Source organism: Bacillus sp. ok061 (assembly GCF_900108285.1).
Taxonomy (GTDB): domain Bacteria; phylum Bacillota; class Bacilli; order Bacillales; family Bacillaceae_G; genus Bacillus_A; species Bacillus_A thuringiensis_S.
The window spans coordinates 52,338-65,184 of record NZ_FNUW01000019.1 but is presented as its reverse complement, the minus strand read 5'-3'; the positions used below and the strand labels follow the sequence as shown (position 1 = coordinate 65,184).

Genomic DNA, 12,847 nt, shown 5'->3' with positions numbered 1-12,847 from the left:
TATATCGATATAATTTTATCGGTTATTTGCAAGTAGTGTTTTCTGTTGTGATATGTAGATATTTCAATCGATAAAGTGAATCGGATTATATTTTGAAATAAGGACATGAAAGCTTGAAAATAAAGGGAATGAAAATACTTCTTTACGTTATATAAACAGCTGTGTTTAAATGACCTTACAGTACAAAACATATATGAAAACAAAACGAAATTTCATATTTACGCATGTTGTTTAGTTTAAAATGAATAATATTTTTACGTAATATATTCACTATGTGAATGTGGGAATTTCGATGAAATAGAAAATTTATACAATGTTATCCATACTAAACACATATGAAAAATAATAAAATGTTTTGTGACGATAAGTAAGTACTGTAGCAATACGAGAGAGGTGGTTCATACATGGATCGCGGTGAGAACGTTCTCTATTTTAACCATCTCAAATTATGGGCAAGAAAATAGAATAATAAAATGCGATAGTAATAGTTGCTAATACATAGGAGGAGTTAAAGTGAAAAAGACTTTAATTACAGGGTTATTGGTTACAGCAGTATCTACGAGTTGCTTCATTCCTGTAAGCGCTTACGCCAAGGAGGGGCAAACAGAAGTGAAAACAGTATATGCGCAAAATGTAATTGCTCCAAATACATTATCCAATTCAATTAGAATGTTAGGATCACAATCACCGCTTATTCAAGCATACGGATTAATTATTTTGCAACAGCCAGACATTAAGGTAAATGCGATGAGTAGCTTAACGAATCATCAAAAGTTTGCAAAGGCGAATGTACGAGAATGGATTGATGAATATAATCCGAAGCTAATTGACTTAAATCAAGAAATGATGAGATACAGCACTAGATTTAATAGCTATTATAGTAAGCTCTATGAACTAGCAGGAAACGTAAATGAAGATCAGCAAGCAAAAGCAGATTTTATGAGTGCATATGGAAAATTACAATTGCAAGTACAAAGCATCCAAGAGAGTATGGAGCAAGATTTATTAGAGTTAAATCGATTTAAAACAGTATTAGACAAAGATAGTAACAACTTATCAATTAAAGCCGATGAAGCAATAAAAACACTGCAAGGATCAAGTGGAGATATTGTGAAATTAAGAGAAGATATTAAAAGAATTCAAGGGGAAATTCAAGCTGAACTAACTACTATTTTGAATAGACCTCAAGAAATCATTAAAGGTTCTATTAATATCGGTAAACAAGTATTTACAATCACAAATCAAACTGCACAAACGAAAACAATCGATTTTGTTTCTATCGGTACTTTAAGTAATGAAATTGTAAATGCTGCAGATAGTCAAACGAGAGAAGCAGCTCTTCGCATTCAGCAAAAGCAAAAAGAGCTACTACCACTTATTCAAAAGTTATCACAAACTGAAGCAGAGGCGACACAAATTACATTCGTTGAAGACCAAGTAAGTAGCTTTACAGAACTAATCAATCGTCAAATTACAACTTTAGAAACGTTATTAACGGACTGGAAAGTTTTAAACAATAATATGATCCAAATTCAAAAGAATGTTGAAGAAGGCACGTATACAGACAGTAGTTTACTTCAAAAACATTTCAATCAAATTAAAAAAGTAAGTGATGAAATGAATAAACAAACAAATCAATTTGAAGATTACGTTACAAACGTTGAAGTACATTAAGCAGAAAAATAATTAGCGATATAGGGAGAGAAGAAAAATGACAAAAAAACCATATAAAGTAATGGCTCTATCAGCACTTATGGCAGTATTTGCAGGAGGAAACATTATGCCAGCCCATACGTATGCAGCTGAAAGCACAGTGAAACAAGCTCCAGTTCATGCGGTAGCAAAAGCTTATAATGACTATGAAGAATATTCATTAGGACCAGAAGGCTTAAAAGATGCAATGGAAAGAACAGGTTCAAATGCTTTAGTAATGGATCTGTATGCTTTAACAATTATTAAACAAGGTAATGTTAACTTTGGAAATGTATCGTCTGTTGATGCGGCTTTAAAAGGAAAAGTCATTCAGCATCAAGATACAGCGAGAGGAAATGCGAAGCAATGGTTAGATGTATTAAAACCACAGCTTATTTCAACGAATCAAAATATCATTAACTACAATACGAAATTCCAAAACTATTATGATACTTTAGTTGCTGCAGTTGATGCAAAGGATAAAGCGACTCTTACGAAAGGCTTAACTAGATTATCAAGTAGTATTAATGAAAATAAAGCGCAAGTGGATCAGTTAGTAGAAGACTTGAAGAAATTCCGAAATAAAATGACTTCGGATACGCAAAACTTCAAGGGTGATGCAAATCAAATTACATCTATATTAGCTAGTCAAGATGCAGGAATTCCGCTTCTGCAAAATCAAATTACAACGTACAATGAAGCAATTAGTAAATATAATGCAATTATTATCGGTTCATCTGTCGCGACAGCTCTAGGACCAATTGCAATTATCGGTGGTGCAGTAGTTATTGCTACGGGCGCAGGAACACCGCTAGGAGTAGCATTAATTGCAGGTGGTGCAGCAGCTGTAGGCGGTGGTACAGCTGGAATCGTATTAGCGAAGAAAGAGCTTGATAATGCACAAGCAGAAATTCAAAAGATAACAGGACAAGTTACAACTGCGCAATTAGAAGTAGCAGGATTAACGAACATTAAAACACAAACAGAGTATTTAACAAATACAATTGATACTGCAATTACAGCGTTACAAAATATTTCAAACCAATGGTACACAATGGGATCAAAATACAATTCTTTACTTCAAAATGTAGATTCTATTAGTCCAAACGACCTAGTTTTCATTAAAGAAGATTTAAACATTGCGAAAGATAGCTGGAAAAACATTAAAGACTATGCAGAAAAGATTTATGCTGAAGATATTAAAGTAGTAGATACGAAAAAAGCATAATCGAATACGAATCGTTAGAGCGTTAAGTGTTGATGAATGATTTGAAGCTCCTGTTCAGTTGTGAGCAGGAGCTTTTGATATCCTTATAAAGAGAATAGGTGAAAAATATGCAGAAACGATTTTATAAAAAATGTCTTTTAGCGGTAATGATTGCTGGGGTGGCAACAAGTAACGCATTTCCTTTACATCCTTTTGCAGCAGAACAAAATGTAAAGGTGTTACAAGAAAATGTGAAAAACTATTCTCTTGGACCAGCTGGATTCCAAGATGTAATGGCACAAACGACATCAAGTATATTTGCAATGGATTCATATGCAAAATTAATTCAAAATCAACAAGAGACGGATTTAAGTAAAATAAGTTCGATTAATAGTGAATTTAAAGGGAATATGATTCAGCATCAAAGAGATGCAAAAGTTAATGCAGCATATTGGTTAAATAATATGAAGCCTCAAATTATGAAAACGGATCAAAATATTATTAATTACAATAATACTTTCCAATCTTATTATAATGACATGTTAATAGCGATTGATCAAAAGGATAGCGGAAAATTAAAAGCGGATTTAGAAAAGTTGTATGCGGATATTGTAAAGAATCAAAATGAGGTAGATGGATTATTAGGAAATTTGAAAGCTTTTCGCGATAGAATGGCGAAAGATACAAATAGTTTCAAAGAGGATACAAATCAGTTAACAGCGATATTGGCAAGTACGAATGCTGGTATTCCAGCTCTAGAGCAACAAATAAATACATATAACGATTCAATTAAAAAGAGTAATGATATGGTCATTGCTGGTGGCGTACTTTGCGTAGCGCTAATAACATGTCTTGCTGGCGGGCCGATGATTGCGGTTGCGAAAAAAGATATCGCAAATGCAGAAAGAGAAATCGCCAATTTAAAAGATAGAATTTCAGGAGCACAAGCAGAAGTCTTAATTTTGACTGATGTAAAAAATAAAACAACAAACATGACAGAAACAATTGATGCAGCAATTACAGCACTACAAAACATATCAAATCAATGGTATACAGTAGGTGCAAAATATAATAATTTACTACAAAACGTAAAAGGAATTACTCCAGAAGAGTTTACGTTTATAAAAGAAGATTTACATACAGCGAAAGATAGCTGGAAAGATGTAAAGGATTATACAGAAAAATTACATGAAGGTGTGGCAAAGTAAACAGTGGACTAGTTCTGCTGTTTATTTTTTTATCCTGTTTTTTGTGAGAGTTGAACTTGCAATTATATATAAGTTTGTCATGTGTTTTATCCATGTGTGTATAAAAATCTTTTCGTTATCGCTCCCTTTGATAGAATCCATTTTCATGTGGGTTTTTTACCGAATTTTTTAAAAATTAAATTTTATGGCTTGATAATTCATTTAAAATGATTTAATCTTATATCAAATGATATGTTTATCTATCAAAAATGCTTTTGTAAAGATAAAGGAGTGATTGAGAATGTTAAACGCCCCATTGATGGTAAGTCTTTAGGTACAGCAGCATTGAAAAGATTGGGAAGAACTGAGTGAGCTTTCACAATAAAGAACTCTATAACTTTATGTAGTGTTTGATACCCTTCGATTAGATTTTTTGAAAAACAAATCAATATTAATTGAATCAAAGTTTAGAAATTAAATATATGAGTAGTAGAAAAAATCCATTAGTTGTTATCATGTCCTGATAAAAAATGTAAAAAATAGAAAATGGAAATTCTGAGAAAACCTGTTCAGAAAGTATGGTATGAAAGTAAGTTAGTGAGGGGAATTCAAAACCAATTTAATAAAAGCGAGGTAAATAATATGACTTTTGAAGAAAAATTACAAGCATATGCAGAACTTACGGTGAAAATCGGTGTCAATATTCAACCAGGGCAATACTTATTAGTCAATACATCAGTGGATGCATTGGATTTCGCCCGTATAATTGTGAAAGAGGCTTATAAGGCTGGGGCAGGGCGTGTTCATGTTAATTTTTCGGATGAAGAAATGGAACGTGCTTACTTTGATTATGCCTCAGATGAAGAATTTAATCGCTTCCCAGAGTGGATAGTCAAAATGAATGATGAGCTGATCGAACGTAAAGGAGCACTATTAATGATAGATGCTACAGATCCTGATAAATTTACAGGTATTTCATCTGATCGTCTAGCTACCTATCAAAAGGTAGCAGGAGCTGCTCTGAGAAACAATCGCAACGCCGTAATGAAGGATTCAATAGCTTGGTCGATGGTAGCAGTTCCTTCACCAAAGTGGGCATCGAAGGTGTTCCCAGGTTTAGCAACTGAGGATCAAGTACCAGCATTATGGGAGGCTATTTTTAAAGCTGTTCGTATTGGTGACGGCAGTGCTATTGAAAAATGGCGTGAACATGTAAAAAATTTAGAATCTCGTGCGGTCCTACTGAACGATAAAAAATATATGAAGCTTCACTATACAGCGCCAGGTACTGATTTAACAATTGCATTAGCACCACAGCATAAATGGGTTACTGGAGGTGGTAAAACTCCTGATAATACTATCTTTATGGCTAATATGCCGACAGAAGAGGTTTATACGTTACCGATGAAACAAGGTGTAAATGGCTATGTAAGCAATACAAAACCATTAGTTTATCAAGGGAATATTATCGATGGCTTTAAACTGACATTTGAAGAAGGAAAAATTGTTAAAGCTGAAGCACAGGTAGGACATGATTTATTACAAGAGCTTATTAATGTGGATGAAGGCTCTTGCTATTTAGGTGAAGTAGCACTTGTACCACATGAATCACCAATTTCAGCATCGGGAATTTTATATTTTAATACATTGTTTGATGAAAATGCATCGAACCATTTAGCGATTGGTAAAGCTTATCCAACTTGCTTAGAGGGTGGAAGAGATCTAGCAAACGATCAGCTTGAAACGTTAGGGGCAAATATTTCAGTAACACATGAGGACTTTATGATTGGCAGCAGTGAGATGGACATCGACGGTATTCTACCAGATGGAACTGTAGAACCAATTTTCCGTAAAGGTAGCTGGGCATTTTAAGTTTTTAATTTGAATAAAGGAGTAGAGTGGATGAAACGATTAGCATAATCGGTGCAACTATATAGGTGTTTCACCTGCTTTTGCTTAGGCTGAAAACAACCTCTTTAATTAGAAGTAAAATGCATGCAAAGGAGATAGGCCAATGAATTTCTGGGAAGTTGTTTTGATAGTAGTGAATTTTAGTCTATTGAGTTGGATACTGTTAATAGGCAGAGAAACGAAAAAGTGGTCTAAATTAGCTACTTTGATTGCCGTTGTAATGGTTACAGTTCAGTTATTGGCAGAAGGTTTTAGGTGGCAGATGATTCCGGCATATGTATCCCCAGTTATCTTAATTTTATGCTATTTATTAACTGGGCAGAAAAAGGGCTTTAGAAGTTCGGGTATATTCATAGTTAAGACTTCGTTACTATGTATCTATTTGTTTGTAGCAGTTGCGCTACCCTTACTTATGCCAGTATTTTCATTTGAAGAACCAACTGGTCCACATAGGATCGGTACGAAGCTATATCATTGGGTTGATCATCAGAGAAATGAACCATATTCGAAAAATCCAAATAATCGGCGCGAACTGATGGTGCAAATTTGGTATCCTGCAGCTGAAAAAAGCAAGGGGGATCCAGAACCTTATATTCGTAACATAAATGAGCTTTCCAAGGGATTGGAAAAAACATTGTCTATTCCTGCATTTGCATTCAGCCACATGGAATTGGTAAAGTCTCATTCGTTTATGGATTTACAACTCTCAGACTCAGAGAATCACTATCCCATATTACTCTTCTCTCATGGTTTTAATGGTTTTCGTAATCAAAACACGTTTCAAGTTGAGGAGTTGGCTAGTCAAGGATATATTGTTCTAAGTATCGATCATACCTTTGATGCTGCAGCTACCGTCTTTCCAGGTGGTCGAACTGCTTATGTACAGCCCATCAATTTAACTGATGAAGGAGATAGTCACATAAAATTATGGGAGGAAGATGTCAGCTTTGTCCTTAATCAGATAGAGAAACTTAACGAAAACGATGAGACCGGTTTCTTTACAGGAAGACTGGATACCTCGCGAATTGGAATGTTTGGCCACTCTTACGGTGGAGCTACCGCAGCACAAATACTTGCAAAAGATTCTCGTGTCAAAGCAGCTATCAATATGGATGGTACATTGTATGGTGAAATCTTGCCTGAAAGTGGCATTGGAAAACCATTTCTGCTCATGAATGCAGAAGAGCCTGATGAAGCAGATCCCTTTGAAGTGAGGGAGCGATACGGACGCGGGTTAGCTGGCGGTGGTATGTCAATGGTCATTCCTCATACGGATCATACAAGCTTTACCGATTTACATTTGTTCTCACCTCTGTTGCAGAGCCCAGGTGAAAATCCAAAGGAAGTTCATCATATTATTAACGAATTCAGCCTGGCATTTTTTGACCAGTATGTAAAACAGAAGGATGACGGCTCAACCCTTAAAAGGCTGATAACCAAATACCCGGAAGTGAATTTTAAAATAAACCGATAACTTTATGCAGAAAGTAACTCCTACCATTTCCTTTGGCTCTTGTATTTATTACATTAAAGAATTTAATTTCTTCATCGTTATCTAAATAATGAAATGCTAAAAATGAAACATTCAAAGTACTATCAGTTTCAGGAATAAATTCTTTTTGAAAAGCTACATTCAGCAGCTGGACACTTTATTTGAGATTGTTTATTATAATATCAAATGATATATTTATCTATCAAAAATGACGACTTTATACAGAAAAAGGGAGAGATTGACGATGAAGAAAGACTTGTCAGCGTTGAAGGAAGCGAGATTTAATGCAATTCTTGATTCAGCTACTATATTGCTTGTTGAAAATCCTACTGCTTCGATGAATGAAATTGCGGAATATGCGGGAATTGGAATTGCTACACTCCATCGCTACGTCGAAAGCAGGGAGAAATTGATGCTGTTCTTGGGCCATCGGGCTATACAACTGGTAAGTGATACTGTAAACCAGATTCCACTGGATGAGGAAAGAAGCGAAAACTATATCCCGGAACTCATTGAAGCGTTAATCCCTTTAGGTGACAAAATCTATTTTCTAGGTCATGATGCATCTGTATTTAACAACAAAGAATTAGGTGAAGCAGAAGAGAAGCTGAGGGAACCCTTAAGACGCGTTATTGAATTGCTACAACAAAGAGGTTACTTTCAGCAAACAGTTAGCAGCGAATGGATTTTGAATACGCTTTATGCTCTGCTTTTCCATACCTGGGAACAGGTACATGAAGGAAATGTGGCTAAAAAATCTGCTGCAGAGCTTGTTTTAAATACATTTTATTATGGTTTCAAAGCTAAGGATGAATTGAGAGGGAAGTGAACTGATTCAAATCCATGATAATTAATATTAATAATATAGAAAGTGAAAAGGAGCAATAGGAAATGAATCAAATCTCTATTGTAAAGGCTGTTCATCAATCCATGGTCGGCGCCCAGCTAAATGTAATGGCATTGGAATACATGGCGTTTCCACTTGCAGGGTCTGAGGAGAAGAACACAGTCGATTGGACATTTTGTAAGCTATGGCGGCAGGAGAACAACCGTTTTAGTCATCAATACGCCTATGAAGCTCAAATGGACGGGAAAACTTTAGGGATGATTACTTGCTATCCCATACCCGTTTTAAATCGTCTTGCCTGGCCCACTTTTAAACAGCTGCTTTCGTTCCGAAAGCTGGGTTTTGTTGTTTATAACATTCTGAATATCAAAATGCTTTATTCCATGTTTACCTTGAAGGAGGGAGAAGATGACGAGTTTCACATCGGAACAATTGCCTTACTGCCCGAAAGTCGAGGACTAGGGATAGGTACCAGACTAATTGAGTTTGCTGAGGAACAAGCTTCGCTGCAAGGCTTTGCCAAATGCTCTCTGACGGTAAAGAAAGAGAACCAACTTGCCATTAAATTGTATCAGAGGATAGGCTACCAGATTACAGGTGAAATCAATAAACCAAAGTTATCGTTGTACAGAATGGTCAAAAACGTAGAACCTTACAACCATTTATAAAAAAGTTGTACAGTATTAGGGTAACGCCACATGCCCATAAACTTAAGGATTCAAAATTACCCCAAAGCGAAAAAATGGACATTTTGTACAAGTTAACACAAAATTTTAGCTTGATAGTGATGGGATGGTGCCTCTATATAAAAAAACACAGTTTACACTCAAACTGTGTTTTTTCGACGTACAATGATTTATCAACATCTCTTGTTATTCTTTAAAATCTGCAACAGAACCAGGATTTCCCCTCAAAGTATAAATTCCAAGGGGAACCGTTTTTTTATTTATATACGTACAGCTGTACCACTTACAGCAACCATTAACATTCCATCACGAACAACTTCGTAATCTACGTCAATGCCGACGATAGCGTTCGCACCTTTTTGTTTTGCAAGTTCTTTCATTTCGTCCATCGCAATATCACGAGCGTCTTTTAGCTTACTTTCATAAGCACCAGCACGGCCACCGACAACATCACGAACTGAAGCGAATAAATCGCGGACAATGTTTGCACCCATAATAGCTTCACCATTTACAATATCAATATACTCAATAATTTCTTTACCTTGAATTCCAGAAGTTGTTGTTACAATCATGACTGACACTCTCCTAATAAGTTATAGTTTTGATAAGATTTCTTATGCCTTAGAAAAGTGGTTCTGGTGCCAAAAAATACTCGATAGAAACATAGAGTATTTTTGCATCAAAACCTTCAATTACATATGTCTTGTTATGACATATGTAATTGAATAAAAGTGATAGAATTATTTAACATATGTATCGCCATAACATATGCAATGGATCTGTTAGAAATAAGATAAGCCACAGTAAGTATCACCGAGCCAGGTAAATAAATAGCAATATCCGAAAGCTGGTTCGTATGAAGAACTGTAAAAATTATAATCGAAATGATAGATGCAATAGCAGTACCAATATAATGTGAAAAACGATTTAATATTATATGACGAAACACAATTTCTTCAAGCAATGGTCCTAGAATACCAAATACTAGCAATGTGAAAATAAGAGGTATCCCCGTACCTGTTTCAAGGAGCTGTTCTTGGTTCTCTGGCTGATCAGTTGCTAGAAAATGCATAACAGACTGTTCCACAATTACCGTAAATAAAACCACCATAGGAATACTTACTATTTTCAAAATTGTTTTCTCTTTAAAATAAGTAAAACTTTCAATAATTTCTTTCCTAAAGAAAATTATTCCTACAATAGCAGGTACAGTCAAACCGATGGCACTAAGAGCAAATTCTGATTCAACTAAATTGCTGTTAGTTAAAAGTGATAGGCCAAATAATATGAACAAGCCAATTTGAAGTAGTGCAAACATTGTATAAACTATTAGCATAATAATTTCTTTTTTATTCATTCTTATAAAGTTCACTTTATTGCCCCCGTAATTAAATTACCTATAATCTTTGATTTTTCTTTCTGCATAACGTTCTCCTTCTAAATATATTTATATTACAAACCGGACGGTTCGGTCTGAATCGAAATCTAATGATACTACAAGTTTCTAGTTTTTTAAACCCTTTTAACAAAATCAAAATGGTAAAAAGCAAATATATTTATATTTCAGTTGCTTTGTTACAATTTAATTCCAGTAATCATTAATGGTTAATCTTTTATAGAATGAAGTGAAAGTGGGGGTAGTTCAAACACTTTAGCTAAACATATTAATAAAAATTATATATAATAATCATAGTCTATACGTTAAAATTAACTATATATTTTTACACCTTCTACGATTGTAGGTGAAATTAGTTGTATAACAGGACTGAATTAAATAATTGGACATGTTAATTTTGACAGAAAATTCATTTGAATGATATAGATAATACAATTTGATTACCTCTTTTCAAACTGTATTGTTTGAGGTTCACATAATATAGGGATGGATAATATATTTTTGTTCCAAACTTATTTATACTTACAAAAAAATTCAAGAAAATAGATGGTAAATATCACCTGGAATATTAAGCTCGTTTTTATTAGGAGGATTACAAAGTATGACTAAAGTTGATAAGATTAAAGAAAAAATTATTGAAACATCTTTATATTTATTTAATACTAATGGGATAACTCGCACATCCATACAGGATATAATGACAGCTACTGAACTACCTAAGGGATCTATTTATCGTAGATTCAAAAGTAAAGAAGAAATTGTCCTTGCTGCCTACGACAAAAGTGGTGAGATTATGTGGAGTCATTTTCATAAAGCAATGGAAAATAAAAAGACAGCAATCGATAAAGTCCTTGCAATTTTCCTTGTATATCAAGATGCAGCTAATAATCCTCCTATTGCTGGAGGCTGTCCATTACTTAATAGCGCAATTGAAAGTACTGGAGTATTTCCAGAATTACAAAAAGCAGCAGCAAAAGGTTATGATGATACAGTAATGTTAATGGCTTCTCTCATAAAAGAAGGAATAGAGAAACAAGAACTTAAAGAAGATATAGATATTATATCGCTCGCTTCTTTTCTTGCATCTTCAATGGAGGGAGCTATTATGGCAAGTCGCGTATCTAACGATAATATACACCACCATTATTTTATTGAACAAATAAAACATCATCTTTTCTCTTATTCTAAATAAGTGAGAACTTGCAGTGTTTCCATCCAATTTTTATAAAGTTAAATTGAATACATACCCCTTATGGACAGTATCTTTTGTTTATGAGGGGTATTTGAATAGATTTTAGCAAAGGTAGTCTTTAGATGATGTTTCATGTTTCTTATTGAACGATTTCATTATATATAATAAGCGTAATAGAAGTTCAGTTAAATAAAATTCGGTAGTCGAATTTTTTTGCATAAAGCTGTATAATGCTTGTAACGAAAGGGAAATACAGGAAGGGATTTGTAATGAGTTACTATGGAAAAAGATAAACAACAATTAAGCGTTGAAGTTGCAAGATTATATTATCAATCAGATTATAGTCAGCAAGAAATTGCTAACAAATTAAATATTTCAAGACCGACGATTTCTAGATTGTTAAAGTACGCGAAAGAAAAAGGGTTTGTTCAAATTAGCATCGCCGATCCATTTGCGGATTTAGATAACGTCGGGAATTTACTGAAAGAAAAGTACAACTTGTTAGAGGCACATGTTGTGTTTTCTCCAGTACCGGAATATGCAACGATTACAAAGTATATAAGTAAATATGCTGCTGAGTATATGGAAAAGACGGTTAAAAACGGTGATATTGTTGGTGTAAGCTGGGGAATGACGATGTATGAAATTGCTAGAAAAATCGTACCGCAACATGTAAAAGGGGTAGAGGTTGTCCAGCTAAAAGGTGGCATTAGTCATTCGAGTGTAAATACATATGCGAATGAGACGATAGCTTTATTTGCAGATGCTTTTCAAACGACGCCAAGAAATCTACCTCTTCCAGTTATATTTGATAATGCAGTGACAAAAGAATTAGTAGAGCAGGATCGACATATTCATCACATTATCGAAATGGGGAAACAAGCGAATATTGCAGTTTTCACTGTAGGAACAGTGCGAGACGAAGCGCTGTTATTCCGATTAGGTTATTTCGATAAGGATGAAACAAGTTTACTCAAAAAACAATCAGTCGGTGACATTTGTTCACGTTTCTTTGATGGAGACGGAAATATTAGTAGCGAAGAGATTAATCAGCGTACAATTGGAATTGAGTTAGAGGAACTGAAATTAAAGAAACGCTCTATTTTAGTTGCAGGTGGTAATAGAAAAATAAAAGCAATTGATGGTGCGTTACGTGGCGGGTATGCAAATGTATTAATTATCGATCAGCATACAGCAAAAGAACTGTTACATTATGAAAAAGGTTAGAAATAAAAGG

11 protein-coding genes are annotated in these 12,847 nt (G+C 34.5%); 9 read left to right on the top strand and 2 right to left on the bottom strand.

The annotated features are described in order from the left end of the window. The first annotated feature begins 513 nt into the window (after nucleotides 1-513). The 7 genes from nheA to C4S65_RS22300 all read left to right on the top strand — a co-directional run bounded on the left by nheA (nucleotide 514) and on the right by C4S65_RS22300 (nucleotide 9,004). A complete protein-coding gene (gene nheA, locus C4S65_RS22330; RefSeq protein WP_029441994.1) occupies nucleotides 514-1,674 on the top strand; it encodes a non-hemolytic enterotoxin NHE subunit A in 1,161 nt (386 codons plus the stop codon). Nucleotides 1,675-1,711: 37 nt separating this feature from the next. After that, on the top strand, nucleotides 1,712-2,920 hold the full coding sequence (gene nheB / locus C4S65_RS22325) for a non-hemolytic enterotoxin NHE subunit B (RefSeq protein WP_103945449.1): 1,209 nt from the start codon (nucleotides 1,712-1,714) through the stop codon (nucleotides 2,918-2,920). A 107-nt stretch (nucleotides 2,921-3,027) separates the two neighbouring features. After that, complete coding sequence (gene nheC / locus C4S65_RS22320) at nucleotides 3,028-4,107, top strand: non-hemolytic enterotoxin NHE subunit C (protein ID WP_086407301.1); 1,080 nt, start codon at nucleotides 3,028-3,030, stop codon at nucleotides 4,105-4,107. A 621-nt stretch (nucleotides 4,108-4,728) separates the two neighbouring features. Continuing rightward, complete coding sequence (locus C4S65_RS22315; RefSeq protein ID WP_086407302.1) at nucleotides 4,729-5,958, top strand: aminopeptidase; 1,230 nt, start codon at nucleotides 4,729-4,731, stop codon at nucleotides 5,956-5,958. A gap of 142 nt (nucleotides 5,959-6,100) precedes the next feature. Then, on the top strand, nucleotides 6,101-7,471 hold the full coding sequence (locus tag C4S65_RS22310) for a carboxylic ester hydrolase (protein ID WP_029441998.1): 1,371 nt from the start codon (nucleotides 6,101-6,103) through the stop codon (nucleotides 7,469-7,471). A gap of 262 nt (nucleotides 7,472-7,733) precedes the next feature. Further along, on the top strand, nucleotides 7,734-8,318 hold the full coding sequence (locus C4S65_RS22305; RefSeq protein ID WP_000710981.1) for a TetR/AcrR family transcriptional regulator: 585 nt from the start codon (nucleotides 7,734-7,736) through the stop codon (nucleotides 8,316-8,318). A 62-nt stretch (nucleotides 8,319-8,380) separates the two neighbouring features. Continuing rightward, a complete protein-coding gene (locus C4S65_RS22300; protein ID WP_001071935.1) occupies nucleotides 8,381-9,004 on the top strand; it encodes an N-acetyltransferase in 624 nt (207 codons plus the stop codon). A gap of 278 nt (nucleotides 9,005-9,282) precedes the next feature. Here C4S65_RS22300 and C4S65_RS22290 read toward each other — a convergent pair whose 3' ends face one another. Both C4S65_RS22290 and C4S65_RS22285 read right to left on the bottom strand, forming a co-directional pair. Further along, nucleotides 9,283-9,594, bottom strand: coding sequence for a heavy metal-binding domain-containing protein (locus C4S65_RS22290; protein ID WP_000637505.1), 312 nt, complete (start codon nucleotides 9,592-9,594; stop codon nucleotides 9,283-9,285). 134 nt (nucleotides 9,595-9,728) lie between these two features. Next, entirely contained in the window at nucleotides 9,729-10,394 is a 666-nt protein-coding gene (locus C4S65_RS22285; RefSeq protein WP_086407303.1) for a type II CAAX endopeptidase family protein, read from the bottom strand. Nucleotides 10,395-11,019: 625 nt separating this feature from the next. On the opposite strand from C4S65_RS22285, the gene C4S65_RS22280 reads away from it, so the two are divergent. Together C4S65_RS22280 and C4S65_RS22275 are read left to right on the top strand one after the other, a co-directional pair. Then, nucleotides 11,020-11,610, top strand: a complete 591-nt coding sequence (locus C4S65_RS22280; protein ID WP_065228640.1) for a TetR/AcrR family transcriptional regulator — start codon at nucleotides 11,020-11,022, stop codon at nucleotides 11,608-11,610. Between the two features lie 279 nt (nucleotides 11,611-11,889). Beyond that, nucleotides 11,890-12,837: a sugar-binding transcriptional regulator gene (locus tag C4S65_RS22275; protein WP_086407304.1), complete on the top strand. Its 948-nt coding sequence runs from the start codon at nucleotides 11,890-11,892 to the stop codon at nucleotides 12,835-12,837. Nucleotides 12,838-12,847 lie beyond the last annotated feature (10 nt).

Excerpts from the sequence above, each read along its gene's own strand:
- C4S65_RS22290 (WP_000637505.1), bottom strand. The coding sequence starts at position 9,594 with ATGATTGTAACAACAACTTCTGGAATTCAAGGTAAAGAAATTATTGAG.
- C4S65_RS22315 (WP_086407302.1), top strand. The coding sequence starts at position 4,729 with ATGACTTTTGAAGAAAAATTACAAGCATATGCAGAACTTACGGTGAAA.
- C4S65_RS22275 (WP_086407304.1), top strand. The coding sequence starts at position 11,890 with ATGGAAAAAGATAAACAACAATTAAGCGTTGAAGTTGCAAGATTATAT.
- C4S65_RS22280 (WP_065228640.1), top strand. The coding sequence starts at position 11,020 with ATGACTAAAGTTGATAAGATTAAAGAAAAAATTATTGAAACATCTTTA.
- C4S65_RS22300 (WP_001071935.1), top strand. The coding sequence starts at position 8,381 with ATGAATCAAATCTCTATTGTAAAGGCTGTTCATCAATCCATGGTCGGC.
- nheB (WP_103945449.1), top strand. The coding sequence starts at position 1,712 with ATGACAAAAAAACCATATAAAGTAATGGCTCTATCAGCACTTATGGCA.
- C4S65_RS22305 (WP_000710981.1), top strand. The coding sequence starts at position 7,734 with ATGAAGAAAGACTTGTCAGCGTTGAAGGAAGCGAGATTTAATGCAATT.
- nheC (WP_086407301.1), top strand. The coding sequence starts at position 3,028 with ATGCAGAAACGATTTTATAAAAAATGTCTTTTAGCGGTAATGATTGCT.
- C4S65_RS22310 (WP_029441998.1), top strand. The coding sequence starts at position 6,101 with ATGAATTTCTGGGAAGTTGTTTTGATAGTAGTGAATTTTAGTCTATTG.